29 protein-coding genes and 1 tRNA gene are annotated in these 23,173 nt (G+C 71.0%); 11 read left to right on the forward strand and 19 right to left on the reverse strand.

Annotated elements, in window-relative coordinates:
- Positions 1-276: 276 nt before the first annotated feature.
- From IT293_17275 to IT293_17285, 3 genes are all read right to left on the reverse strand, one after another.
- Positions 277-1,542, reverse strand: coding sequence for a right-handed parallel beta-helix repeat-containing protein (locus tag IT293_17275; protein ID MCC6766415.1), 1,266 nt, complete (start codon positions 1,540-1,542; stop codon positions 277-279).
- Positions 1,543-1,730: 188 nt separating this feature from the next.
- Complete coding sequence (locus tag IT293_17280; GenBank protein MCC6766416.1) at positions 1,731-2,711, reverse strand: NAD(P)H-quinone oxidoreductase; 981 nt, start codon at positions 2,709-2,711, stop codon at positions 1,731-1,733.
- A gap of 13 nt (positions 2,712-2,724) precedes the next feature.
- Positions 2,725-3,777 carry a MaoC family dehydratase gene (locus tag IT293_17285; GenBank protein MCC6766417.1) on the reverse strand — a complete coding sequence of 351 codons (1,053 nt, stop codon included), beginning with the start codon at positions 3,775-3,777 and terminating at the stop codon, positions 2,725-2,727.
- A gap of 80 nt (positions 3,778-3,857) precedes the next feature.
- On the opposite strand from IT293_17285, the gene IT293_17290 reads away from it, so the two are divergent.
- Both IT293_17290 and IT293_17295 read left to right on the forward strand, forming a co-directional pair.
- Entirely contained in the window at positions 3,858-4,349 is a 492-nt protein-coding gene (locus IT293_17290) for a MaoC family dehydratase N-terminal domain-containing protein (protein ID MCC6766418.1), read from the forward strand.
- Between the two features lie 8 nt (positions 4,350-4,357).
- Positions 4,358-4,777 (forward strand): hypothetical protein, encoded by a 420-nt coding sequence (locus IT293_17295; protein MCC6766419.1) that lies wholly within the window; start codon positions 4,358-4,360, stop codon positions 4,775-4,777.
- Positions 4,778-4,780: 3 nt separating this feature from the next.
- On the opposite strand, the gene IT293_17300 is transcribed toward IT293_17295, so the two are convergent.
- Positions 4,781-5,893 (reverse strand): acyl-CoA dehydrogenase family protein, encoded by a 1,113-nt coding sequence (locus IT293_17300; protein MCC6766420.1) that lies wholly within the window; start codon positions 5,891-5,893, stop codon positions 4,781-4,783.
- A 59-nt stretch (positions 5,894-5,952) separates the two neighbouring features.
- Here IT293_17300 and IT293_17305 point away from each other — a divergent pair, with 59 nt between their 5' ends.
- From IT293_17305 to IT293_17320, 4 genes are all read left to right on the forward strand, one after another.
- Entirely contained in the window at positions 5,953-6,291 is a 339-nt protein-coding gene (locus tag IT293_17305) for a histidine triad nucleotide-binding protein (GenBank protein MCC6766421.1), read from the forward strand.
- 175 nt (positions 6,292-6,466) lie between these two features.
- Positions 6,467-6,694, forward strand: coding sequence for a hypothetical protein (locus IT293_17310; GenBank protein MCC6766422.1), 228 nt, complete (start codon positions 6,467-6,469; stop codon positions 6,692-6,694).
- Positions 6,695-6,752: 58 nt separating this feature from the next.
- Positions 6,753-7,835: a ribonuclease Z gene (locus IT293_17315; protein MCC6766423.1), complete on the forward strand. Its 1,083-nt coding sequence runs from the start codon at positions 6,753-6,755 to the stop codon at positions 7,833-7,835.
- A complete protein-coding gene (locus IT293_17320; protein MCC6766424.1) occupies positions 7,819-8,349 on the forward strand; it encodes a TIGR03668 family PPOX class F420-dependent oxidoreductase in 531 nt (176 codons plus the stop codon). The genes IT293_17315 and IT293_17320 overlap by 17 nt, the downstream gene beginning before the upstream one ends.
- Here the strand turns inward: IT293_17320 and IT293_17325 are convergent.
- Positions 8,252-9,049 (reverse strand): hypothetical protein, encoded by a 798-nt coding sequence (locus IT293_17325; protein ID MCC6766425.1) that lies wholly within the window; start codon positions 9,047-9,049, stop codon positions 8,252-8,254. The two genes, IT293_17320 and IT293_17325, sit on opposite strands and share 98 nt — an antisense overlap.
- Positions 9,046-10,125 carry a lipoate--protein ligase family protein gene (locus IT293_17330; GenBank protein ID MCC6766426.1) on the reverse strand — a complete coding sequence of 360 codons (1,080 nt, stop codon included), beginning with the start codon at positions 10,123-10,125 and terminating at the stop codon, positions 9,046-9,048. The genes IT293_17325 and IT293_17330 overlap by 4 nt, the downstream gene beginning before the upstream one ends.
- Positions 10,126-10,468: 343 nt before the next feature.
- Between IT293_17330 and IT293_17335 the strand changes: the two genes are divergently transcribed.
- Positions 10,469-10,870, forward strand: coding sequence for a hypothetical protein (locus IT293_17335; protein MCC6766427.1), 402 nt, complete (start codon positions 10,469-10,471; stop codon positions 10,868-10,870).
- Between the two features lie 96 nt (positions 10,871-10,966).
- Positions 10,967-11,353 carry a CrcB family protein gene (locus IT293_17340; GenBank protein ID MCC6766428.1) on the forward strand — a complete coding sequence of 129 codons (387 nt, stop codon included), beginning with the start codon at positions 10,967-10,969 and terminating at the stop codon, positions 11,351-11,353.
- On the opposite strand, the gene IT293_17345 is transcribed toward IT293_17340, so the two are convergent.
- The 3 genes from IT293_17345 to IT293_17355 form a co-directional block, all read right to left on the reverse strand.
- Positions 11,339-12,487, reverse strand: coding sequence for a phosphatase PAP2 family protein (locus IT293_17345; GenBank protein MCC6766429.1), 1,149 nt, complete (start codon positions 12,485-12,487; stop codon positions 11,339-11,341). The two genes, IT293_17340 and IT293_17345, sit on opposite strands and share 15 nt — an antisense overlap.
- Positions 12,488-12,575: 88 nt before the next feature.
- Positions 12,576-12,649: transfer RNA gene (locus IT293_17350), tRNA-Val, on the reverse strand.
- An 80-nt stretch (positions 12,650-12,729) separates the two neighbouring features.
- Entirely contained in the window at positions 12,730-13,020 is a 291-nt protein-coding gene (locus tag IT293_17355) for a hypothetical protein (protein ID MCC6766430.1), read from the reverse strand.
- Positions 13,021-13,311: 291 nt separating this feature from the next.
- Here IT293_17355 and IT293_17360 point away from each other — a divergent pair, with 291 nt between their 5' ends.
- Entirely contained in the window at positions 13,312-13,533 is a 222-nt protein-coding gene (locus IT293_17360) for a hypothetical protein (protein ID MCC6766431.1), read from the forward strand.
- A 15-nt stretch (positions 13,534-13,548) separates the two neighbouring features.
- Here the strand turns inward: IT293_17360 and IT293_17365 are convergent, their stop codons facing one another.
- Positions 13,549-14,331: an SDR family oxidoreductase gene (locus IT293_17365; protein MCC6766432.1), complete on the reverse strand. Its 783-nt coding sequence runs from the start codon at positions 14,329-14,331 to the stop codon at positions 13,549-13,551.
- The gene (locus tag IT293_17370) at positions 14,324-15,106 is read right to left on the reverse strand and encodes a class II glutamine amidotransferase (GenBank protein MCC6766433.1); all 783 of its coding nucleotides are present in this window, start codon (positions 15,104-15,106) and stop codon (positions 14,324-14,326) included. The genes IT293_17365 and IT293_17370 overlap by 8 nt, the downstream gene beginning before the upstream one ends.
- Positions 15,107-15,126: 20 nt before the next feature.
- Here IT293_17370 and IT293_17375 point away from each other — a divergent pair, with 20 nt between their 5' ends.
- Both IT293_17375 and IT293_17380 read left to right on the forward strand, forming a co-directional pair.
- Entirely contained in the window at positions 15,127-15,708 is a 582-nt protein-coding gene (locus IT293_17375; GenBank protein MCC6766434.1) for a PKD domain-containing protein, read from the forward strand.
- Between the two features lie 88 nt (positions 15,709-15,796).
- Entirely contained in the window at positions 15,797-16,198 is a 402-nt protein-coding gene (locus IT293_17380; GenBank protein ID MCC6766435.1) for a phasin family protein, read from the forward strand.
- A gap of 180 nt (positions 16,199-16,378) precedes the next feature.
- Here IT293_17380 and IT293_17385 read toward each other — a convergent pair whose 3' ends face one another.
- The 8 genes from IT293_17385 to maf all read right to left on the reverse strand — a co-directional run bounded on the left by IT293_17385 (position 16,379) and on the right by maf (position 23,093).
- Positions 16,379-17,971 carry a hydantoinase B/oxoprolinase family protein gene (locus tag IT293_17385; protein ID MCC6766436.1) on the reverse strand — a complete coding sequence of 531 codons (1,593 nt, stop codon included), beginning with the start codon at positions 17,969-17,971 and terminating at the stop codon, positions 16,379-16,381.
- A complete protein-coding gene (locus IT293_17390; GenBank protein MCC6766437.1) occupies positions 17,968-19,956 on the reverse strand; it encodes a hydantoinase/oxoprolinase family protein in 1,989 nt (662 codons plus the stop codon). Before IT293_17390 ends, IT293_17385 begins: the two co-directional genes overlap by 4 nt.
- 64 nt (positions 19,957-20,020) lie before the next feature.
- A complete protein-coding gene (locus IT293_17395) occupies positions 20,021-20,353 on the reverse strand; it encodes a zinc ribbon domain-containing protein (GenBank protein ID MCC6766438.1) in 333 nt (110 codons plus the stop codon).
- A gap of 30 nt (positions 20,354-20,383) precedes the next feature.
- The gene (locus IT293_17400) at positions 20,384-20,695 is read right to left on the reverse strand and encodes a DUF167 domain-containing protein (protein MCC6766439.1); all 312 of its coding nucleotides are present in this window, start codon (positions 20,693-20,695) and stop codon (positions 20,384-20,386) included.
- The gene (locus IT293_17405; protein MCC6766440.1) at positions 20,692-20,991 is read right to left on the reverse strand and encodes a YggT family protein; all 300 of its coding nucleotides are present in this window, start codon (positions 20,989-20,991) and stop codon (positions 20,692-20,694) included. Before IT293_17405 ends, IT293_17400 begins: the two co-directional genes overlap by 4 nt.
- A 10-nt stretch (positions 20,992-21,001) precedes the next feature.
- Positions 21,002-21,838, reverse strand: a complete 837-nt coding sequence (locus IT293_17410) for a pyrroline-5-carboxylate reductase (protein MCC6766441.1) — start codon at positions 21,836-21,838, stop codon at positions 21,002-21,004.
- The gene (locus IT293_17415) at positions 21,835-22,524 is read right to left on the reverse strand and encodes a YggS family pyridoxal phosphate-dependent enzyme (protein MCC6766442.1); all 690 of its coding nucleotides are present in this window, start codon (positions 22,522-22,524) and stop codon (positions 21,835-21,837) included. Before IT293_17415 ends, IT293_17410 begins: the two co-directional genes overlap by 4 nt.
- A complete protein-coding gene (gene maf / locus IT293_17420) occupies positions 22,509-23,093 on the reverse strand; it encodes a septum formation protein Maf (GenBank protein ID MCC6766443.1) in 585 nt (194 codons plus the stop codon). Before maf ends, IT293_17415 begins: the two co-directional genes overlap by 16 nt.
- Positions 23,094-23,173: the final 80 nt, after the last annotated feature.

Consider the following 23,173-nt stretch of genomic DNA (forward strand, 5'->3'; position numbering starts at 1 on the left):
GCATTTCTCACCAGGTCCACGTCGCGAGAGCGTCAAGCGTGCGCCAGATCGGGCCGAACGGAGCGCCGAGCGACGCAGGCGGACTGGACAGTCCGTTGAGGAGCGAGGCGCGAGTACGGCCTGAGGTAGCGTGCGATTGACGCTCGCAGCAGGGACCTGGTGAGAAATGCGGGCTAGGAAAAGCCCAGGCGTCGCTTCGGCGCGACGGAGAGCCGGGCCTAGCGTCGCGACGCCCGCGAGAGCACGGCGGCTCTCGCGGGCGTTCGAGTTTACAGGTCAGTCGGCGACGCCGTTCGCGGCGCCGGTGAAGCAGAGGTTTGCCACGTTGTGGGTGGTCGCCGTGTTGCCCACCCAGGTGCTCGCCGTACCCGCCGTCCCGGCCCCGGTCGTGGTGTCGTGGCAGTCGTGGTTGAAGCTCCCCGAGACCTCGTTGTCCTCGACCGTGTTGCCGCCGTTCGCGCCCATCGCCATGAAGTCGACGATCCGGATGCCGTCGCCGGCGCCGTCCTGACCGCTGTCCGTCACGGTGTTCTTCACGATGGTCGAAGCCACGAGCGCGGACTCGCCGGCGCCCGAGTCGACCGCGATCCCGTGTGATCCGGCTTTGTCGATGACGTTCTTGGTCACCGTTACGCCCGTGCTCGCGCCGCCCGGCGGGAAGCCCGGGAAGAACTGGGTGTTGAAGCGAATGGCGCGGGTCCCGGCGTTCGTCACCGTGTTCCCGGTGATCACGAGATTGGTGTTCTTGCCGCCGACGAAGACCGCGGTGCCGGTCGTCCCATCGCTGTTGACCTTGTTCTTGGAGAACGACGAGTCGAGGGTGCCAAGGATCACCGCGAAGGTCACGTCGGATTCGGACCGATTGCCGGTGATCTTGATGCGGTCGTTCGTGGCGGCCGACAGCTGATCCATGATGATGCCCGCCGCGACGTTGCTCTTGAAGAAGTAGTTCTTCGCGATCGACGCGTCCCGCAGGCCGTAGCCCGTGCGGACGCCGGTGCCGTTCTGGTGGAAGCAATTGCCCTTGACCGAGCTCTTCGATCCGACGGCCGAGTGGAAGTACACGCCGTTGGCGTTCGACGTGAAGACGCTGTTCTTGAGCGAGAACTTCACGTTGGCGGGGTCGGTGCGGACCGCCGTCTCACCGGCGCCGGTGAAGACCATGCCTTGGATGGTGACGGCGTCCGCGAGGACGTCGATGCCGATGCCGCCGAGGCCGGGAACCCCCGGAGGCGTGAAGATGCTGTGCAGGGTCGGGTCGAGGGGGGCCAGGGTGTTGCAGGTCTTCGGCTTCGGAGCCTTGCCGAAGATCTTGAGCGGCACGCTGATCGTGACCTGCCCGCCGTAGGAGCCCGGGCACACCTTGATCTTGTCGCCGGCGGCCGCGGCGGCCACGGCCGCCTGGAGGGTGGGGTAGGCGCCCGGGCACTGCACGCCGTCGTCGTCGACCTTGAGCGTGGCGGCCGCAGCGGGAGACACGGCGAGCGCGGTGACAATCGCGGCGGCGACGGCAACGGTCGCGCCGATTGATCGGAAGATCATGTGGAGTCCTTTCGGTGTCGTAGGATTGGCGGGCCGGGTAGGCGGCACTTGCCCTTGCCTGGGAGCTAGCCGATCTTGCGAACGGACGTCAAGGAAATTTCTTCCGGAATTTCTTCCGACGCCGGCGCGAGACCCCGGTCCGGGTCGACGCAGCCACGCGGTCGCGCGGCGATCCGCGCCGCCCGCGCTCAGCCGCGGATCGCGAGGACGACCTTGCCGAAGTTCCGGTTGGCAGCCACGTAGTCATGCGCGGCTGCGGCATCTGCGATAGGGTAGGACCGGTCGACGATCGGCCGCAACGCGCCGTTCGCGAACAGGGGCCACACGTCGGTCCGGAACGCGTCGGTGATGGCGACCTTCTCGGCGAGCGAGCGCGTCCGGAGCACCGAGCCGACGATGCGCAGGCGCCGCGACACGAGGAGCCCGAGGTTCACCTCCGCCCTGGTGCCGCCCATGAGCCCGATGACGACGAGGCGGCCTCGCGACCGGAGGCTCGCCACGTTGCCCTCGAGGTACGATCCGCCGACGCAGTCGAGGATCACGTCGACGCCTTCCTTGCCGGTGAGCGCGGCGACCCGCTCGGGGAAGCTCTCGGTCTTGTAGTTGATGCCGGCCTCGGCGCCGAGTTCCAGGCAACGCGCGATCTTGTCGTCGCTGCCGGCGGTCACGTACACGACGCCACCGCGTGCCTTCACGAGCTGGATCGCCGCCGTGCCGACGCCGCTCGCTCCGGCGTGGATGAGCACGCGCTCGCCCGGCGCCAGGCTCGCCTCCTGCACGATGTTCACGAAGGCGGTGTAGAACGCCTCCGGAATCGCCGCCGCCCGCACGAAGTCCATTGCGTCCGGGATCGGCAGCGCCATCGCCTCGTGGACGACGACCTGCTCGGCGTAGCCGCCGCCCGCGAGCAGACAGCACACGCGATCTCCGACGCGGACGCGCGTGACGGCGGAGCCGGCCGCGGCGACCACACCCGCGGCCTCGAGCCCGAGGACCTCCGACTCGCCGGCCGGCGGCGGATAGAAGCCGCGGCGCTGCAGCAGGTCGGCGCGATTGACCGCGCTCGCGTGGACGTCGACGAGGACCTCGTTCGCACCGGGACTCGGCGACGGCGCGTCGCCCCACGCCATGTTCCCGGAGCCGTCGGCCGCGACCAGGATCGCCTTCATGATCGTCCGCGCGTCACGCGTAGTGGCTGCGCCGCTTCAGCGCCTGCTCCAGCTCGAGGTAGAAGATCTCGATCTTCTCGACCCGGCCGTCCTTCTTGCGGAACTTGTGGCCGCGCAGCGTCGAGGCCAGGACGCCGAGGTCGGGCCGCCCGGGGAAGTCGCGCTTCTCGCGGATCTCGGTCGCGGCGAACACGGTGTCGCCCGCGAAGATCGGCGCCGTGTGCTTGCCGGTCACGTAGCGCACGTCGGCGAGCGCGTTGTCGGCGATGTCGGCCGACGCGATGCCGAGGCAGAGATTGAACGGCAGGCCGCCGAACACGATGAGCTGCCCGCCGACGTACTTGTCGGGGTTCTCCGTGACCATCCACTGGTTGCAGTGCACCTGCGAGGTGTTGTCGAGGATGCCGGTCAGCATGATGTGATCGGTCGTGACGACGCGGCCGCGCGTGTGCTCGTAGACGTCCCCGACGGCGAAGTCCTCGAAATACGTGTCGGGGCTCGAAAAGTGCGTGAGCTCTTTCCGGCTCGGGTCGTAGGCGGGGATGGTGAGGCCGGCCTGGACGTCGCGCGGCGCCGCCTCACCCGTCGCGAGCGTGGCGTTCGCGTCCTTCTTCCAGACCTGCACCTTGCGCTGGAACGTCAGCACGACCTCGCCGTTCTGGTTGCGCCCCGTGGTCTGCACGTGCACGACGCCGAGCGTCGGGTCCTTCGACGAGCCCTTCACGCCGAGCACGAGGGTCTCCGCTTCGAGCGTGTCGCCGACGCACACCGGCACGCCGAAGCGCATGTCGATGTACTCGAGGTTGGCGCGCGCGTTCTCGGAGACGTCCTCGACGCTCTGGCTGAAGACGACCGCCATGACGATGCCCGGCGGCACGACCAGGTCGCGGTAGCCGTAGGCTCGCGCGTAGCGCCGGCTCTTGGCGAGCGGATTCGCGGTCATCGAGAAGTCGGTGAAGATCGCGAAGAGCCCCTCGGTGATGGTCTTGCCGCCCTTGTGGCGGAGCAGCGATCCCGGCTCGAAGTCTTCCAGGAAGTGACCGTGTTGTTTGCGGATGATGGCCATGGGGCCGTTTCTCTATGGGCCGGTCTTCCGAGCGTCAACCGCGCTGGCTCGAGGGGCGCGCGTGGTCTAATGCACCCGCCATGGCCAAGGAATTCGAGCTCACGGACGAGATGCGGCGAGCGATCGGCGGCGCGTCGCCGCCATGGACCTACGAAGTCACGACGACGAGCGTGCGCGCGTTCGCGCGCGGCGTCGGCTACACCGACCCGGTGTATTTCGACGTGGCGGCGGCGAAGCGCGCGGGCTATCGCAGCCTCCCGGCGCCCCCGACGTACCTCGGCACGCCGGTGTTCATCCCGGGGCGGTCGCACGAGATCTTCAGCGTACCGGCCGAGGGGCAACCGAGCGTGAAGCACGGCCTCCGGGGACTCCTCGACGGCGGCACCGAGACCGAATACTTCGCCGACGTCTGCGCCGGCGACACGCTGACCGCCGTGAGCCGCCTCGAGAACCTCGAGGTGCGCGAGAGCAAAGCGCTCGGGAAGATGCTGATCACGACCCAGAAGACGACCTACACGAACCAGGACGGCACGGTCGTCGCGGCGCAGACCGCGCAAGCGATCTACTATTGAGGTCGACCATGGCGCTCACGTGGGAAGCGATCACCGAAGGCGACGTGCTGCCCGAGCTCACGAAGAAGCCGGGCGTCACGCAGCTCGTGAAGTACTCGGCCGGCTCCGGCGATTTCAATCCGCTGCATCACGACTTCCAGTTTCCGCAGTCGAAGCAGCTCGGGTCGATCATCGTGCACGGGCGGTTCAAGTACGCGGCGCTCGGCGAGCTGGTCTCGAACTGGCTCGGACACGCCGGCCGCATCAAGAAGATCTCGTGCCAGTACCGCGGCATGGATTTTCCCGACCGCGAGTTCGTCTGCCGCGGCGCCGTGAAGCGCAAGTGGGAGGACGACGGCGAACGCCTGGTCGCGATCGAGATCTGGACCGAGAACGACGACGGCAAGAAGACGACGCCCGGCGAAGCGATCGTCGCCCTCCGCGCGTAGCGCCTACAGCCCGAGACGCTCCGCCACGAGTTCGCGGCTCGCGACGGCGTCGCCGAAGCTGACCTCACCCGACATCGCGCGCTTGTAGTAGACGTGGAGGTCGTGCTCCCAGGTGAAGCCGATGCCGCCGTGGAGCTGGATCGCCTTGGCGGTCACCTGCCGGTAGGCCTCGCCGGCGGTGGCCTTCGCGGTGGCGGCGGCGACGGTGGCGTCGTCGGCGCGCTGATCGACGGCCCAGGCGGCGTACGTCGCCGCCGCCTTCGCGCACTCGACCGCGACCATCATGTCCGCGCACGCGTGCTGCACGGCCTGGAACGCGCCGATCGGCTGATCGAACTGGCGTCGCGTCTTCACGTGCTCGACGGTCATCTCGAGGACCCGCTCCGCGCCTCCCGCCATGTCGGCGGCGAGCGCGACCCTTGCCTCGTCCAGCACGGCCGCGATCGCCCCCACGGCGTCACCGGCGAGCACGGCGTCCGCGGCGACCCGCACGCCGTCGAGATCGAGCCGGCAGATCTTGCGCGTGCCGTCGACGCTCGGCTGCGGCCGCACGCGCGCCGCGTCCCGCTCGACGACGACGAGGATCGGCTCGCCGTCGTCGGCGCGGCGCAGCGCGCACACGACGAGATCCGCGACCTGCGCGTCGGGAACGAAGAGCTTCGTGCCCGCGAGCACGAAGCCGCCGCCGTCCGGACGCGCCACGGCGGTCACGTCGTCGAACCGCCAGCGGCCGGCGCTCTCGAGAAAGGCGAGCGTCGCGATGCGGCTGCCGTCGCAGATCGCCGGCAGCCACCGGCGGCGCTGCGCGGCGTCGCCGCCGTGGACGATCGCGCGCCCGCCGATCACCGTGGCGAGGAACGGGCCCGGCAGCGCGACACGCCCCGTCTCCGCGAGCACGATGGCGAGCTCGGCGAGGCCGAGCCCGGCGCCGCCGTCGTCCTCGGCGAACGCCATCCCGAGCCAGCCGAGCTCGACGAGCCGACGCCACACGGCGTCGGTCGTGCCGCGCGCGTCCGCCATCATCGCCCGCACATGCGTCATCGGGGCGACGGCGGCGAGCGCCGCGCGCGCGGTGCGTTGCAGAATCGTCTGCTCGGGCGTGAGAGCGAAGTCCATCGCGTCGTCTCGACGATCTCGCCTTGCGACGGCCGGTCAAACCCGTTAAGCGGGCGGCCATGGCCGATTGCCTCTTCTGTCGAATCGCATCCGGCGAGGCAAGGGCCGATCGCGTGTACGAGGACGACCGCGCGGTGGCGTTCCGCGACATCAACCCGGCGGGCCCGACGCACGTCCTGGTCGTGCCGCGCAAGCACATCGCGACGCTCGCCGATCTGACCCCCGAGGACGACGCGCTCGTCGGTCACCTGCATCGGGTCGCGGTCACGGTCGCGCACGCGGACGGGCGGCGCGACTTCCGGCTCGCCGTGAACTGCGGCGCGGGCGCCGGACAGAGCGTGTTTCATCTCCATCTGCACGTGATCGGCGGTCGCGCGCTCGCCTGGCCGCCGGGCTGACCGGCATCATCGCGCCACGCGCGTCCGCGTCGCGATCGCGAATGGCGAACACCCTTGACCACCCAATTCCAAATTCGTAGGTGTAGGCCCGCTCGTCGCGAGCTCTCCGCCTTCGAGAGTGCCCATCGCGCGCGCGTCGGCGACAGGCGCAGCGAACACCCGAGCGAGGTCCAGCATGAAAGAACGAAAGCTCAAGCTCGCCGACTTGAAGCAGCGAGCGGCCACCGAGACTTCGCTGCTCGCGGTCCGTCTTCCCGGCAAGACCATGAACGAGATCCGCGACGTCGCGCGCGCGCTCGACATCCGCATGCGCCAACTCGTCCTCGCCCTGTTGAACGAAGGCCTCGACGCCTACGAAGCATCCGGCTCGGCCGCCAGGAACGGCCGGCGCCGCGCGCGCTGAGCGGCACAGTACGCCACCCGCGGCGTCGCCGAAACCGCGCGACGCCGGAACGCCCCGCATGAAGTCGAGCTTCCGCCCCGCGCTCGTCAACGGCCCGTTCCAGGACTGCGCGCTCTACGTCGCGCTGCGCTGGCAGGGAGACGCGCTCCTCTTCGATCTCGGTCGCCTCGATCGGCTGAACGCCGCCAACTGCCTCCGCCTCTCCCACGTGTTCGTGTCCCACACCCACATGGATCACTTCATGGGGTTCGATCAGCTGCTGCGTCTCACGCTCCCACGCGACCGCGAGCTCACCGTGTGCGGACCGCCCGGCCTCATCGACAACGTCGCGGGCAAGCTCGCGGGCTACACCTGGAACCTCACCGAGAGCTATCTCTTCCGCCTGAGCGTCGTCGAGCGCCACGACGCGCATCTCGCGCGCGCGAGCTTCCGGGCGGCGTCGGGCTTCGCGCGCGAGCCGCTGCCGGACGAGCGGTGCGCGCCGGGCGGGCTCGTGACGACGCCGGACTTTCGCGTCGAGACCGCGACGCTCGATCACCGGATCCCGTGCCTCGGGTTCGCCGCCGTCGAACCGCGCCACTTGAACGTCCGCACCGGCGCGCTCCAGGCACGCGGCTTCCGTCCCGGACCGTGGCTCTCGCGCCTGAAGGAGGCGATCCGCGCCGGCGACGACGACGCGCCGATCGTCATTCCCTCGACCGGCGCGCCGATCGCGATCGACGCGGGCACGCTCCGCCGCGAGCTCGTCGACGACCATCCCGGTCAGCGCATCGCGTACGTCGTCGACACGTTGTTCGAGCCGACGAGCGCCGCGCGCGTCGTCGGGCTCGCGCGCGCGGCCGACGTATTCTACTGCGAAGCGCGCTTCCTCGACGTCGACCGCGACGAGGCCGAGAAGCGCCATCACCTGACGGCGCGGCAGGCGGGGTTCCTCGCCCGGGCGGCGGGAGTGCGCCGGCTCGAGGTGTTCCACTTCTCGCCGCGTTATCAGGGCATGGCGCAGGCGTTTCACGCCGAGGCGCGCGCCGAGTGGGTCGGCGAGACCCGGCTCGAGGACGAGGTGTCGTGGGCCGCGGCGCTCGTCGCGGACGGACCGGCGGTCGCGCCGGTCGTCGAGTCCAAGGGTGCCGGCGGGGCTTGATCGCGCGGCGCGCGCGTTCCTCGCCCGCCATCGCGTCGCGCGCCTCGCGACGGTGGACGCCGGCGGCGTCCCGCACGTCGTCCCCTTCTGCTACGCGGCGAGCGGGGCGAACGTCTACTTCGTGATCGACGCCAAGCCGAAGACGCGCACGGGCCGCGCGCTCGCACGGATGCGGAACATCGCGGGGAATCCGTCGGTGGCCTTCGTGGTCGACGACTGGAGCGAGGACTGGAGCGCGCTCGCGTTCCTGCTCGTGCGCGGCTCCGCCGCCGTCGTCATGGAGGAGCGGGAGCGCGCCCGCGCGCTGCGCGCGCTGCGGGCCCGCTACCCGCAGTATCGCGCGATGCCGCTCGCGGGCGACGACCATCCGGTGGTGCGCATCGTGCCCACGCACGCGCACCTCTGGCGCGCGACGGCTACCCCGCGAGGCGGCGGCGCGCGAGCGCCGCGGCTCGTCGCCACAGCGGATCGTCGGACGCCTCGGCGGCCGCGATCGCGTCGACGGCGGCGCTGACACCGCGCCCGACGTTGCCGAGCGCGCAGAGCGCCGCGCGCCGGACGCCGCCGTTGGCGTCGGTGCGCGCGAGCGCGAGCACGCGCGGACATGCCTCCGTCGCCGCCGGCTCGATACGGACGAGCGCGGCGAGCGCGGCGAAGCGCACCCCGACGGCGGCGTCCTCGAGCCCGCGGAGGGCCGCCGCGCGCGTCGCCGCGTGCGCCGGTGCGGCGTCGCGGAGGGCGTAGAGCGCCATCGTGCGGCGCGTGTCGTCGGCGTCGTCCGCCGCCGCCACGAGCGCCGGGATCACGAGGTCGCGACGCACCCGGGCGCATCGCACGAGGGCCGCGGCGGCCGCCCACCGACGGTCGCCGTCCCACCCGCCGAGGGCGTCGACGAGCGGCGTGATCATCGCCGGCTCGGCGACGTCCAGCCGACCGAGTGCATATGCCGCGCCCCAGCGCGCATGGACGTCGCCCGTGGCGAGCGCCGCCGTGAGGCGAGCGACCGCCGGCGCGCGACGTGCGGTCGGCAGACGGGACAGCAGGTCGGCGGCGAGCCGCTGCACGGACTTCACCGGCACGGCGAGGCAATCCACCACGGTATCGACGAGCGCCGCATCGAGCTCGTCGCCCGAGGCACGGAGACGCTCGAGCGCGGCGCGGCGCGCGCATGGATCGTCCACGGCGAGAGCGAGCGGACGCACGGGCGCGCTCACGCGGGCAACCCTCGAATGATGGTGTCCGCGACGACGCGGAGCGGGCCGGCGCCGAGCATGTAGTGCATCGGGTCGGCGAACACCGCGTCGACGACGCGCGCGATCGCGCCACGCTCCGCGGGACAGAGGCGCAGGCGATACTCCAGCGCGGCGATCGCGGGCGAGTCGGCGATGAAGTCGCCGGCGAGACAGACCTCCTTGAGGAAGCGTCCCTGCTCGAGCGCGAAATGCGCTTCCAGGACGCCCGTCTGGATGCCGGAGGTACCGACGAGCGGGAGCTCCGGGCGGGGCCGGCGCTCGGCCGTCCAGCCCCGCCCTTCGCGCGCCGCCAGCGCCGCCACCGCTTGCGTCTCGAGCGCGGAGAGCGGCTCGGGCGCGATCACCACGCCGAACTGCTCCGCGAACGACTCGCGCAAGAGACCTCCGAGCTCGTCGATGGGCGCCGTCTCGCCGATCTCCTCGCGCAGACTCGTGCCGCCTTCGAGCGCCAGGAGGTCCGCCTTGATGACGCCCGCCGTGTCCCATCGGTCGAGGAGCTGAGCCACCGCGCTCAACGGGCGGTCGACCGCGAGGATCGCCTCGAAGAGGAGGCGCCCTTCGTCGTCGGTCTCGAAGCTCACGGCGGCGATGGGCCGGCGGTTCACCGTCACGAGGTCCCGCCCGGGGTAGAACGCCGGAAGCCCGAGCTGCTTCAGGGCCCGCATGAGCCCTCGCACGTACCGGTTCGGCACCTGGAAGGCGGCGAGCGCGAGGGGGTCGTCGGCGACCAGCGCCGATCGGTGCGGCAACAAGAGCGAAAGCCCGAGATACCCTTCACCGAGAGCGAGCGCCCGGCCGCCCGTGATCCTACGGACGAACGCCTCCCCGAGCTCCGTCGCGGAGGGCGGCGCGAGGTGCCAGCGGCCGACGGCGAGAACGTCCCCGGGAAACGCGTAGATCCGCAAGACTCCGGGCCGGGCACGTCGTCCGAGGGTGCCGAGCAGGTAGCGATCGGTCGCGACGCCGAGCGAGGGCGCCACGTCGCCTTGCAGCACGTACCCGAGAGCCGCCACCCGACCCGCCTGCGCCCCCTTCATCCGGCGCCTATACCATACGATCGCCGCCCGAGCCCGACGCTCATGCGCTTCGACTCACCCTTGGCGGTGCCTCGTTCCGCCGCCTTGTCGGTCTCCGTAGCTTCCGCTTGCGGCAACTCGGTGCGCGTCCGTGCAAGACATTGTCGGCCGTCCCTGTTTCGCCGCACATCTTCGTACGACCGCTTGTCGGCCTGGCGTCGCGCGAAATTGCGACACTCCTTCATCTTCTCCGCACGCCGCGGACTTCGCGGTCGGCGACGCGGCGGCACAAACGTTGCTTCTCCGAGAATCGACCATGCTCGCGAACGCCGCGGAAGCCACGCGACCCCTATTCGATGTCTCCGTGCCGGATGTCCTCCTGCCTGAGCAGTACTTCGACCGTCTCGCGGCGCGCACCTCGGACACACCGGAGCGGCGGTTGCTGTTCGCCGTGCTGCTCGACGCGGTCATCCAGCTGCAACGCCGCAACACGTCCGGCTCGGCGGAAGCGGAGCGGTGGATCCGGAGCGAGTCCCGCTCGGACTTCCCCTTCTCGTTCCGCAACGTGTGCGAGGCGCTCGGCATCGAGCCGGGGTACCTCCAGCGCGGTCTGTTGTCGTGGCGCCGGAGTCAAGTGGGAACCATGCCGGGCATCCCGGTGCGCCAGCTGCGGACGTCGCATAGGCGGGTGACGCCGCTCGGCCGGCGGCGCCGCCGCTCCTCGGCGCGGAACACGGCCGCGGCGGCGATGCCGTCGACCTCGTAGACCGAGATCGACGGCGAGATACGCGCTGCGGCGGAGACGCGGCGGCCGCAGGGCTGGTGTCCCACGCCGCGATGTGGCACGCCTCGCGCTCTCGCCATGAGGGAGTTCGTGCTCGTCTGTGTAGCCGGCGCCGCCGGCACCGGTGCTCGCTTCGCGCTGTCGAGCGGCATCGGCATGGTCTTCGGCGTCCAGTTTCCGTACGGCACGATCGTCGTCAACGTGCTCGGGTCGTTCCTCATATCGGCGCTCGCCGCCTACGCGAGCGCGGTCCCCGACGCGATCGACCCGACGCTGCGGGTGGTGTTGACGACCGGCGTCCTCGGCGGCTTCACCACGTATTCGGCGTTCAACCACGAGACGGTGGTGAGCTTGCAGCAGGCGCTCTGGGGGCGGGCGCTCGCGAACGTCGGGGTGACGCTGTGCGGGTGTCTCGCGGCCGGGTTCGCCGGCGCCACCCTCGCGCGGCGCCTACTCGGCGGCTGAAGGCGCCCCCGCGAGCCGTGCGTACGTCACGGCGAACCGCGCGGCGCCGGTCGGTCGGCGAGCGACGAACGAGAGCTCGTTGTCACCGACGCGGAGGACGCCGGCGGGAATCGGCAGGCGGTACTCGCGCCAGCCGACGAACGGCACGAGCTCAGCGATCGCGCGCCCGTTGAGACTGACGTCGAGGCGGAGACAGGACCCGCGCCGCTTCTCCGGCCGGGCAGCGAACACGAGCGACGTAGCCGACGCCGCGGCGACGTCGCCAGGATCGACCGGCAGCATGAGCGACGCCTCGCCTTCGAGCCAGAGATACGAGCCGAACGGTCGCTCGAGCCCCGCCGCGCGCCACGCGCCGCGCCGCGGGCTCGTCATCTCGGGTCCGACGTCCACGTCGACGAAGGCGGCACGACGCGCGACGAGCGGCGACGGCAAGCGAAACCCGCTCTCGCCGAGGCGCGCGTCGAGCCCGAGAACCGCGACGACGACGGCACCGAGAACGAGCGGTGCGGCGACGGGCCGCCGCGCGATGGCCGGCGCCGCGAAGCCCGCGAGGATGCCGGCGGCGAGCACGCCGCCGAGGACGTCCGTGGCCCAATGGCGTCCGAGGAGCACGCGGCCGGCGATCACGATCGCAACCGCCGCAGCAGCAGCCGCGCACCAGCGTGCGCGATGACGGAACCCCCAGGCGAGCCCCGCGACGGCGACGGCCGCGAGCAGGCCGTTCATGACGTGCGCGCTCGGGAAGCTGTAACCGATGGTGAGGTCCGGGAGCGCGCTCGGCCGATCGCGCGTGAAGACGTGCTTCAGCGTCTTGCTCGCGAGGAGCCCGAGGACCCACGTCGCGAGCCACGGCCACGCGGAGCGCGCTCCGCCGGCACGGAGATGCAGAACCGAAACGATCGCGAGCAGGATCGCGAGCCCGTGGGTCGCCGCCTCGACGGCCCGCTCGACGAGCACGTCGGCGCCGCATCCCCGCACGAGCAGGATCCATCGCCAGATCGCCTCATCGAGGGGAATCCAGCGATCGAGCGACGCGACGAGCGCCGCGAGCCCGAGCGTGGCGACCACGCCGAGCGCGGCGACGGAACGCCGATCCGCGCCCGGCAGGACGCACGCGTCTGGATCGTCCTGCACGCGCGAGCGGACCTATCACGGGTCGCCATCGCCTTCCGAACCGCGCGGCGCGCGCCTTTGATCCGACCTCGGCTCCGCGGCAGAGGAGTGGTCGCACCAGGGATCGAACCTGGGACCTCCTGCGTGTGAAGCAGGCGCTCTAACCAGCTGAGCTATGCGACCGTTCCGGGGAGATCGAGGCTCGTAGCACACGCGTCGCCGCGTTGCGAGATCGGACACGGGGCTTCGCCGCGCGGCCCGGTTCACTTGCGCTTCGACGTTTCCATCGTTCGCAGGCGCTCCTCGAGCTTCCCGGTGCGCGTGTCGAGTACGACGTAGCACCACCGCCGTCCGTCCTCGTCCTCCGGCTGGACCTGGCAGGGCACGTCGTCCTTCACCAGCACGTACCGCCCGTTCTCCTCGGGTCGTCGGCCCGGGAAGCGCCACGTCAGGAACAAGACGAGCGCCAGCACGAGGATCCACCGCCAGCGCTGCTGAACCCACGTGAGCGCGTCGGCGGCGGCGAACGGTCCTGCGGAATCGGCATCAGGCAAGGATGGGAACCCTCCTCGGTAACATGACACTGCACATGCGGATCGAGCCGGCGTGCAGGGCGCGGCGGATCCTAGCGAAGCCGCGAAAGGCGCTCAATCAAGGGGCACGGACCGGCGCCCGACTGGGCACCGCCCTTCGGAGATGATCACTGGCGCGGCACACCGTCATCGCCGCGACGCCGACCCGTCGCGGCGCGTCTCGCCACTTTCCAAGGCTTCTGCGGAGGTGTCTTCGCATCCGGCATGACGGCACGTCCCTTGCTCCCGGCGGTGGCGCAGGAGGATCGAGCGATGATCAATCGGCTGTTCACCGGCAGTCGCTGCCAAAACGTCCGGCCGATCGCGCATCCGGGCGGTGCCATCGATCGTCACACGTGCGGCACGATCCGCTACGGCCTGGAGAACCTCGGACGCGATCTCGTCATGGTCGACTGGGACACGGGCAAGGCGTCGATGGTGTTCCCGTCCGACATCGAGATCTTCGCGCCGGTCATGGAAGCGGCCGGCGCCTGATGAACCGCGCCCCGCTCAGCAGCCGAGGACGTCGCGACGGAGCGTGAGCCCGCCGTCGACGGTGAGCACCTGCCCGGTCACGTAGTTGTCGGGCTCGAGGAAGAATCGAACGGCGCGGACGACGTCCTCCGGGCGACCGAAGCGACGGATCGCGCCGCCGCTGACGAAGCGATCGTACTTGCCGGCGCGGATGCTGGCCTCGGCCATGCCCGCGGCGGTCACCCCGGGCGCGACGACGTTGACCCGCACATCGGCCGGCCCGCCGACCTCCTTCGCGAGGAGGCGCGCGCCGTGGATCAGCGCGGCCTTGGGACCGGCATAGCCGAGGCTGCCTTCGAAGAGCGCCACGCCCTGCATGGTCGAGAAGAGCACGATCGCGCCGCCGCCGGCGCACGCGGCGCACGCAGTCGCGAAGCTCCGCGCGAGCAGCATCGGCCCGACGTAGTTGTCGCGCAGCGACGACTCGATTTCCGTCTGGGTCGCGACGCCGCGCGCGGGCCGCGCCGGATCGCCGGCGAGCACGACGAGCCCGTACGGTTCGCCGAGCCCGCGCGCCGCCGCCAAGAGCGCGTCGCGCGTCGCTTCCTCCGCGAGATCGCCGCCGACCGTCGCGACCACGGCCGCACCGGTGGCGCGCAGGTCGGCGGCCAGTGCCTCGGCGCGCTCGCGCGCGCGCCGATAGCCGATCACGAGCGGCGCGCCCTCGGCGTGGAGCGCGCGCGCGAGCGCCGCGCCGATCCCACCGCTGCCGCCGGCGAGCACGCACACCCGACCGGCGAGCGTCCGCGTGTCAGACATCGCAACCTCCGAGGCGAATCGGCTCGCCGTTGCCGAACACGCAGAGATCCGCCGCGCCGCACTGGTGCCACGTCTCGTTGTGCGTGAGCGGCCGGGTCGCGACGACCACGACCTTGTCGCGTGGCGTCGTGTGCTGGCTGAAGTCGACCTCGAGGTCGGCGTCGACGAGCGCGGCGCGTGAAAACGGCGCGCGGCGTTGGATCCAGCAGAGTTTGTTCGTGCAGTACGCGTAGAGATGGCGCGCGTCGCACATCAGAAAGTTGAACCGGCCGTAGGCGGCGATCTCGTCGGCGAGCGACGCGATCAGCCGGCGCAGCTTCGCCGGGGGCGGCGGCTCGCGGAAGCGACCGCGGATGACGTCGAGGATGTAACAGAACGCGTGCTCGGAATCGGTCGTGCCGATCGGCGCGTAGAATCGCAGGGACTTGCGCTTGATCCCGTTTAGATACCCGTTGTGCGCGAAGACCCATGTCCGGCCCCAGAGCTCGCGTTGGAACGGATGCGTGTTCTCGATGCACACGCGCGACCGGGTACGGCGCCGGATGTGCGAGATCACGTTCGTGCTCTTGATGGGATACTGCTCGACCAGACGCGCGACCTCACTCCTCACCGACGGCACGACGTCGTGGAACAGGCGCGCGCCCTTGCCCTCGTAGAAGGCGATTCCCCAGCCGTCCTGATGCGGCCCCGTGCGGCCGCCACGCTGTCGAAAACCCGCGAAGGAGAAGGTGATGTCGGTCGGCACGTTGCAGTTCATGCCGAGCAGCTCGCACATGGAAGACTCGTAGATAGTGGATGAGGAACGCGCGCTCAACTCGGAATCGTCGCGCCATGGCCGGCTCCATGGATGCTGCGCTGCACGCCAGATGGAATTGCCTGCCCTCCCGCCCTTTGCTAAGCACACGCGCTCGTGAATCTGCCATCGATGCGTATCCCAGGAGGTGTTCGATGAATCGCTCTCTCGCCGCTCAGGCCTCGTTGCTCGCGCTCGTCGCGTTGCTCGCCGCCGCATGCACGAAGTCGGACACGCCCCCCGCCAAGCCGGCTGCGACGGCCGCCGCGACGCCCGTCGCGGCGGCGCCCGCCGCGCCCGCCGCCGAACCGCCCGCCGAGGAGCTCTACGTCGATCTCGAGGGCGACCCCGACGAAGGTGCGCCGCCGCTCACCGTGAAGTGGACCAGCACCGTCGAGGACGGGACGCCGCCCTACACGTACAAGTGGGACTTCGGCGACGGTTCCCCGGCTTCTTCCGAGGCGAATCCGACGCACGTGTACCAGAAGGAAGGGGAGTTCACGGCAACCCTCTCCGTCAGCGATTCCAAGGGTCTGACGGGCTCGGAGGAGTACGACATCCTCGTCGAGAAAGAGGAGGAATAGCCGAAATCCCCGCGTCGGGGATTGACGCCTTTGACGCGCCGTGTTAACCACCTCTCGGATCGAACGTCAGAGCAGGAGGTGCAATCTCATGGCAGAGTCGAAGACCGACGGGAGCCTGAAAGCTCGCCTCGAGCAGGTGCAGAGCACGCTCAAGCGCGTCCAGGCTGAGGGCGAGCGAATCGTCGGCCGGATCCGCAAGGATGCGGGCGATCTGTTCGGCAAGGACCGCCAGAAGGCGGTGCGGGATCTCGTGACGCAAGCGCAGAAGCTGCGCGGCGACCTTCAGAAGCGCGCCGAGCGCGCGGTGAAGGATCTCGAAGAGCGCGGGCAGCGGGTGGTCGCGATGATCGAGAAGCAGGCGGAAAAGGGCGTCGAGCCGATCATCCGCGGATTGAATCTCCCGACGCGGGACGAAGTCGACAAGCTCAAGAAGCGGATGGCGCAGCTCGAGAAGCGCCTCGACGAGATCGCCGGCAGCAAGGCCGCCTGAAGCGTTCTCGGTCTCGAGCGCCGCGTGACGCGGCGTGATGCACCGGGTCGCAGGGCTTGCTCGCCGGCAGGGGGAAGTGTTTCTCGCAGGACGGACTTAGGTCGCTCGAACGAGCGGCTGCCGGTGAGCAAGAATGTCGCACCGAGGGGAGCGTGGGGCCTTCGTACCCACCTCCCCTCTTCATTTGCGCGCGCGCCGGCGCCTGCGTCTGCCAAAGCCCCCGCCGCCGGGCGTCTCGAGCCGGATCCCGTCGCCCGCCTCCAACCGCAGGTTCGCCTTGCTCGGAAGCGGGCGACTCCGGCCGCGCCGCACGAGGAGATTCCGGCCGCGCGCACCGGCGGCGCCGCCCGCGAGCCCCCATGGCGAGAGACGTCGACGCTCGCTCAGCACCGTGACCTCGGCGGGCTCGAGGAGCGTGATCTCCCGCACCAGCCCGTCACCGCCGCGATGCCGACCGCCGCCCCCGCTGCCGCGCCGCAAGCGGTAGGCCGTCACGCGAAACGGGTAGTACGCCTCCAACGCCTCGATCGGCGTATTCAACGTATTGGTCATGTGCGTATGGATGCCCGACGCGCCGGCGCCGTTCGGTCCCGCGCCGGCACCGCCCGCGACGGTCTCGTAGTAGGAAAAGGCACGCCCGCGCCCGTGGTCGAAGCCGCCGATCGCGAGATTGTTCATCGACCCGCAGCTCGCCGCGGGCACACGGTCGGGCGCCGCCGAGGCGAGTGCCCGTAACAACGCGTCGACGATGCGCTGCGAGGTCTCGACGTTACCGCCGGCGACGGCCGCGGGGAAGGTCGCGTTCACGACGGAGCCTGCGGGCGCGCGCACGTCGAGCCGACGCATGATGCCGTCGTTGGCGGGAATGGACTCGCGCGCGAGCGTCAAGAAGACGTACACGGTCGCGGAGAGGGTGATCGCGTAGTTGGCGTTGAGACTCCCTTCGACCTGCCGGGCGGATCCGGCGAAATCGACGCGCGCCCGGCCGCCGCCGAGCGTGATCGCGACGCGGATCGGGATCGGCCCCTCGCCGATGCCATCGTCGTCGAGCAGGTCGGCGGCACGATACACGCCGGGCGGCAATGCGCGCAGGGTTGCCGCCATGAGACGCTCACTGTAGCGCTGCAGCTCGTCCATGCCGCGCGCCAGCGCCGGCGCGCCGACGTCTCCCGCGAGCTCCACGAGCCGATCGGCGCCGACGGCCAGCGCCGCCCGCTGGGCGGCGAGGTCGCCGCGCCGCTCGTCGGGAACGCGGGTGTTGGCGAGGAAGAGCGCCAGTACATCGTCGTCGACCGATCCGCGCCGCACCAATCGTACCGGCGGAAGGCGGAAGCCCTCTTGATGGATCTCGCGCGCCAGCGGCATCGAGCCCGGCGCCATGCCCCCGATGTCGGCGTGGTGGGCGCGATTGGCGACGTATCCGAGCAATCGACCCGACCGGGCGTGCACGGGCGCGACCAGCGTGAGGTCCGGCAGGTGCGTGCCGCCGGCGAAGGGATCGTTCACGGCGACGACGTCGCCGGGCGCGAGCGGATGCGCGGCGAGCGCCGCCTGCACGGAGAGCGGCGTCGACCCGAGGTGCACGGGGATGTGGGCTGCCTGCGCCACGAGTCGGCCGGCCGCGTCGAAAAGCGCGCACGAGTAGTCGTGGCGCTCCTTGATGTTGGGGGAAAACCCCGCCTGGCCCAGGCGAACGCCCATCTCCTCCGCGATCGCCGCGAGCCGGTGATTCAAGACCGCGAGACCGATCGGGTCGAATCGCGTTCGCCTCATCGGCGCTCCAGATGCAGGTGCCCGTGGTCATCGACGCGGCCACGCCATCCCGGCGGCACGAACGTCGTCGAGCTGTATTCCGTCACGAGCGCCGGTCCGTCGATGCGCGTCGCGGGACGGAGCGCATCACGCTCGTAGCGCGCGACGTCGAGCCCGCGCCCTCCCCACACGAGCCGATGGCGCGCTCCGGCGGGGGCGCGTCGGCCGCCCCGGCGCCTTGCGGCTCGCTCGGGGCGGCGGACGGCGCCGGTCACCTCGACGCGGAGCGCGAGCACCTCGACCGAACGGCTCGGCTCGGCCTGGCCGTACGCGGTCGCATGCGCGGCATCGAAGCGCCCGCGCAGCCCGGTACCGAGCGGCACCTCGAGCTCGTGCGATTGGCCGACGTACCGCATGAGCGCGATCACCTGGCAGCCAATCGCCGCGCGCGAAACGCCCTCGCGACGGAGCTCCGCGATCCCGCGCCGTCGCCACGGCGCCGCGAGGCGCGCGAGCTGCGCGAGCGACGGGTCGACGAGACGCACCGTCGTCAGGAAATCCCGCGAACGCGGCGCCGCCGCCATGCCCGCGGCCGAGAGCACGCCGGGGTGCGCGGGCACCAGCACGCGCCGCATACCGAGCTCGGCGGCGAGCTCGCAGGCGTGGAGCGCGGCGGCGCCGCCGAACGCCATCAACGTGCAGACACGCGGGTCGTGGCCACGCTCGACGGAGATCACGCGCAGCGCCCGGATCATCGCCGCGTTCACGACCCGTACGATGCCCTCCGCGGCACGCCGCGGAGACAGGCGAAGCTGCCGTGCCAGCCGGTCGATCGCCGCCTCCGCACGCCGCACGTCGAGCGTCATCGCGCCGCCGAGGAAACGATCGGCGGCGAGCCGTCCGAGTACGAGGTTGGCATCCGTCACCGTCGCGAGCGTCCCGCGGCCGTAGCATGCGGGTCCGGGATCGGCGCCCGCACTTTCCGGCCCGACCCGCAGCGACCCGCCGGCATCGCGGCGCGCGATCGAGCCGCCGCCCGCCCCCACCGTATGGATGTCGATTCCCGGAACGCGGAGCGGCATGCCGTCGATCGTGCACTCGGTCCGCCGCGGAATGCCGCAGGCGACGAGCGCGACGTCCGTCGACGTGCCGCCCATGTCGATCGTCAGGACGTCGTCGAGGCCGAGCCGCTCTGCCAACACGGCGGCGCCGACGACGCCCCCCGCGGGTCCGGACAGGATCGTCCGGACGGGCTCGCGCGCGGCGATCGCGGGCGCCACGGCGCCGCCGCTCGACTGCATGACGCGCAGGGGCCGCCGCCGCAGCCCGCGCGCGAGGCGCTCCAGATGACGGCTCATCGCGGGCGCCACGTAGGCGTTCACGACGCTCGTGCTCGTGCGTTCGTACTCGCGGTGCTCGCGCACGAGCACGTGCGACAATGTGAGTGGCACGCCGAGCACGGCGAGCGCCGCGCCGATGCTTCGCTCGTGCGCAGGCCGGGCGTACGAGTGCAGCAGGACGACGGCGACCGCCTCCGGGCGGCGCGCCCGTACGCGCCGCACGAGGCGACGCAGCTCCGCCGACCCGAGCGGGGTCACGACGCGTCCGTCGTACGTCGTACGCTCGCGGACGCCGAGGCGGTCGGCGCGGCCGACGAGCGAAGGCGGCACGCGCGGCTCGAGCGTATAGAGCCGCGGCCGCGCCTGACGTCCGATCTCGAGCACGTCCTCGAAGCCGGCGGTCGTGACGAGGCACACCCGCGCGCCCCGGCGCTCGAGAAGCGCGTTGGTCGCGACGGTGCTGCCGTACGTCACCTCACCCTCCCATGCGCCCGGAAAGAGCTCGGCGAGGCCCGTCAGGACGGCACGCGACGGATCGTCGGGCGTCGACAACACCTTGTGGACGCGGACGACGTCACCGTCCCGGACGACGAAATCAGTGAACGTGCCGCCCGTGTCGATGCCGACCACCAGGAGTCGGTGCAGAATCCGGCGGCGCTCCGCCATCAGGAAAAAAAACGCCGCAGGATCGCGCGCGACCCTGCGGCGGGAAGTAGATCCCGAACGACGATCAGGCGACCGCCGCCTTCTCGCTCTTGGTGCTGGTCGCGGACTTCTCGGACTTCGGAGACTTGGCGGGCTTGTCGCTGCTCTCGCTCGCGCCGGCGTCGCTCGGGCTCGGGGCGTCCACCTTCTTCTTGTCGCCCATCGCTCCGCCGCCCTCCTTCTTGCGCGCGTAGTCAGTGATGTACCAACCGCTGCCCTTCAAGTGGAAGGTCGTCGAGGAGATCAGCTTGGTGACCTTGCGGCGGCAGGTCGGACACTGCGTGAGCGGCTTGTCGCTCATCTTCTGCATCATCTCGAAGTCGCCGCATTTACTGCAGTGATACTCGTAAATAGGCATGCTGCCTCCAGATTTTCGATCTGGCCACCTCTAGCCACGACTCCCGGCCTTGTCAACTTCGGAGGCCGCGAGCGCCGCGAGACGCGCCGCGAGGTCGGCGGGCGAGCAGCCATGCACCAGGACGCGCTTGTCGCGCCCGCGCTCCCCGTGGACGACCTCGACGTCGCCGCGCTTCACGCCGAGGACGCGGGCGAGCAGATCGACGAGGGCGCGATTGGCCGCGCCGTCGACCGGGGGCGCCGTGAGGCGCGCCCGCAGGAGCCCGCTCGGATCCCGCGTCAACGTGCTCCTGCGCGCCCGCGGGACGACGCGCACCTCGAGAACGGCCGGCACGCGCTTCAGTGCATGTGGAGCGCGAGTTGGCGGAGCGTTTGCACGAGGAAGTTCTGGAGGAACATGATCCCGATGAACACCACGATCGGCGAGAAGTCGATGCCGCCGCCGTACACCGGGAGCACACGGCGAATGCGATACAGCACGGGCTCGGTCATCGAGTAGATCCCACGTACGATCGGGTTGTAGGGATCGGCGTTCACCCACGAGATCACGACGCGCGCGATCACGATCCACGAGTAGATCTGCAGCACGTATTCGACGACCAAAGCCAGCGCGTCGAGCAGATTTCCGACGACGAACATCCCGAGCCTCCTACCCGCGTCCGAGCTCGCGGCCGCGACGCGCGGCCGCCGCGACGGCCGCGGAGGCCGCGTCGACGAATCCGCGCTCGTCGAGCGCCCCCAGCCCCGCGAGCGTCGTACCTCCCGGCGACGACACCATCGCGCGGAGCTCCTCCGGAGGCCGCCCCGTCTCCTGCAACATGACGGCCGCGCCCCGCAGCGTCTGATACGTCAACTGGCGCGCGACCGCGTCGGAGAGCCCCTCGGCGACCGCACCCGCGATGAGCCCTTCGGCGAAGCGATACACGTATGCCGGACCGCTTCCCGAGAGCCCCGTGATCGCGTCCATCAGTCCCTCGTCTCTAACACGGACGACGGCGCCGACTCCACCGAAGAGGTTCGCCGCGCGCCGCTCGTCGGCGGCGGTCGCGTGGGCGCCACGCACCACGACCGTCATGCCCTCGCCCACGAGCGCCGGCGTGTTCGGCATCGCGCGCACGACGCGTACGCGCCCGCCGAGCTCGGCCTCGAGCCGGCTCGTCCCCATGCCCGCCGCGATCGACACGACGAGATGGCGCCGCGTGACGTGCGGCCTGATCTCCGCCAGCACGGCCGACATCACCTGCGGCTTCACGGCGAGCACGACGACCGCGCTGTCACGGACGAGCGTCGCGTTGTCCGACGCCCGCCCGATGCCGTGGGCGCGGACGAGCTTCGCGACCTGCCGCGGCTCGGCGTCGCTCGCCCAGAGGTCGCGCGCGCGCCGCCGCTTCGTCGCGAGCAAGCCCTTCACCAGCGCCCCGGCCATGTTCCCCGCTCCGAGGAAACCGATCTCGCGCACCCGGCGCGCCTCCGTCTTCTTCTTCATGTCGTCCTTTCCCGCGAGCCGAAGATCGCGGTGCCGATCCGGACCAGCGTCGCGCCCTCCTCGATGGCGACCTCGAAGTCGCCGCTCATGCCCATCGACAGCTCGCGGAGCCCGGCGGCGTCGTCCTGGCGATCCCGCAGCTCGCGGAGGGCCCGGAAGCGCGAGCGCACGCGCTCGGGCGCGGCCACCGCCGGAATCGCCATGAGGCCGACGAGCCGAAGCCCTTCGTACGCGCGCACCGTCCGCACGAGCTCGGGCAGCTCGGCCGGCGCCACGCCGTCCTTCGTCGTCTCGTCGTCGAGGTTCACCTGGATCAGCAGCGACACCGGCACCCCGCGTCGTACGCCGGCCGCGTCGAGCGCGCGCGCCACGCGCGCATCGGCGACCGAGTGCACCAGATCCGCCGCGGCGACCATGGCAGCCTTGTTGCGTTGGATGCGGCCGATGAAATGCCACTCGATGCCGCCGACGTCGGCGAGCGCCGCGCGTTTCGCCGTCCATTCCTGCGCGTAGTTCTCCCCGAAGCAGCGGAGGCCCGCCGCCACCCCGGCCCGCACGACGGAAGCATCCTTCCCCTTGGTCACCCCGACGAGCCGCACGTCCTGGCGCGCGCGGCCGGCACGCGCGCACGCCGCCGCGATCCTCGCCTCGACCGCCGCCAACCGTCCGCTCAGACAACTCGCCATCGCCTGAGCCACGCCGCCACCTCCGGCAGCGGCAGTCCGATCACGTTGGTGTACGATCCTTCCACGCGATCGACGAGGTGCGCGCCTTCACCCTGGATCGCGTACGCGCCGGCCCGATCGAAAGGCTCACCGGTCGCGACGTACGCGTCGATCTCGTCGCGCGAGAGGGTGCGGAACACGACGGGCGTTCCGACGACCGCGCGCTCGGCGAGCGTGCCGCCCGGCGCGAGAAGCGCCACGCCGGTGTACACGACGTGCCGGCGGCCCGCGAGCGCGCTCAGCATGCGCACCGCTTCCGCGGCGTCCCGCGGCTTCCCGAGCGCGGTCGCATCGAGCGTGACGACCGTATCGGCCGCGAGGATCCACGCGTCGCGGCGGCGCCGGGCCACCTCGACGGCCTTCTCCTCCGCCATCCGCGCCGCAAACGCGTCGGGCGCCTCGGCGGCGCCGGGAGCCTCGGGGATGTCGGGCGCGTCGACCTCGAACTTCCGCCCGAGCTTCGCGAGCAACCAACGTCGTCGCGGCGACGCGGACGCGAGCACCAGCGCGGGAAGCGTCGACGCCGACATCGCGCTCTCGTGCCCAAGCCGTTTCGGGGAGTCAAGCACCTCCTCCCGTTGCGCTCCCCCGACACGCGAGGTAGCCGGAG

The sequence above is a fragment of the Deltaproteobacteria bacterium genome (assembly GCA_020848745.1).
Lineage (GTDB): Bacteria > Desulfobacterota > Binatia > UTPRO1 > UTPRO1 > UTPRO1.

Coding starts and splice junctions, on each gene's coding strand:
- IT293_17275 (MCC6766415.1), bottom strand. CDS start 1,542: ATGATCTTCCGATCAATCGGCGCGACCGTTGCCGTCGCCGCCGCGATT.
- IT293_17280 (MCC6766416.1), bottom strand. CDS start 2,711: ATGAAGGCGATCCTGGTCGCGGCCGACGGCTCCGGGAACATGGCGTGG.
- IT293_17285 (MCC6766417.1), bottom strand. CDS start 3,777: ATGGCCATCATCCGCAAACAACACGGTCACTTCCTGGAAGACTTCGAG.
- IT293_17290 (MCC6766418.1), top strand. CDS start 3,858: ATGGCCAAGGAATTCGAGCTCACGGACGAGATGCGGCGAGCGATCGGC.
- IT293_17295 (MCC6766419.1), top strand. CDS start 4,358: ATGGCGCTCACGTGGGAAGCGATCACCGAAGGCGACGTGCTGCCCGAG.
- IT293_17300 (MCC6766420.1), bottom strand. CDS start 5,893: ATGGACTTCGCTCTCACGCCCGAGCAGACGATTCTGCAACGCACCGCG.
- IT293_17305 (MCC6766421.1), top strand. CDS start 5,953: ATGGCCGATTGCCTCTTCTGTCGAATCGCATCCGGCGAGGCAAGGGCC.
- IT293_17310 (MCC6766422.1), top strand. CDS start 6,467: ATGAAAGAACGAAAGCTCAAGCTCGCCGACTTGAAGCAGCGAGCGGCC.
- IT293_17315 (MCC6766423.1), top strand. CDS start 6,753: ATGAAGTCGAGCTTCCGCCCCGCGCTCGTCAACGGCCCGTTCCAGGAC.
- IT293_17330 (MCC6766426.1), bottom strand. CDS start 10,125: ATGAAGGGGGCGCAGGCGGGTCGGGTGGCGGCTCTCGGGTACGTGCTG.
- IT293_17340 (MCC6766428.1), top strand. CDS start 10,967: ATGAGGGAGTTCGTGCTCGTCTGTGTAGCCGGCGCCGCCGGCACCGGT.
- IT293_17360 (MCC6766431.1), top strand. CDS start 13,312: ATGATCAATCGGCTGTTCACCGGCAGTCGCTGCCAAAACGTCCGGCCG.
- IT293_17365 (MCC6766432.1), bottom strand. CDS start 14,331: ATGTCTGACACGCGGACGCTCGCCGGTCGGGTGTGCGTGCTCGCCGGC.
- IT293_17370 (MCC6766433.1), bottom strand. CDS start 15,106: ATGTGCGAGCTGCTCGGCATGAACTGCAACGTGCCGACCGACATCACC.
- IT293_17375 (MCC6766434.1), top strand. CDS start 15,127: ATGAGGAACGCGCGCTCAACTCGGAATCGTCGCGCCATGGCCGGCTCC.
- IT293_17380 (MCC6766435.1), top strand. CDS start 15,797: ATGGCAGAGTCGAAGACCGACGGGAGCCTGAAAGCTCGCCTCGAGCAG.
- IT293_17385 (MCC6766436.1), bottom strand. CDS start 17,971: ATGAGGCGAACGCGATTCGACCCGATCGGTCTCGCGGTCTTGAATCAC.
- IT293_17390 (MCC6766437.1), bottom strand. CDS start 19,956: ATGGCGGAGCGCCGCCGGATTCTGCACCGACTCCTGGTGGTCGGCATC.
- IT293_17395 (MCC6766438.1), bottom strand. CDS start 20,353: ATGCCTATTTACGAGTATCACTGCAGTAAATGCGGCGACTTCGAGATG.
- IT293_17405 (MCC6766440.1), bottom strand. CDS start 20,991: ATGTTCGTCGTCGGAAATCTGCTCGACGCGCTGGCTTTGGTCGTCGAA.
- IT293_17410 (MCC6766441.1), bottom strand. CDS start 21,838: ATGAAGAAGAAGACGGAGGCGCGCCGGGTGCGCGAGATCGGTTTCCTC.
- IT293_17415 (MCC6766442.1), bottom strand. CDS start 22,524: ATGGCGAGTTGTCTGAGCGGACGGTTGGCGGCGGTCGAGGCGAGGATC.
- maf (MCC6766443.1), bottom strand. CDS start 23,093: ATGTCGGCGTCGACGCTTCCCGCGCTGGTGCTCGCGTCCGCGTCGCCG.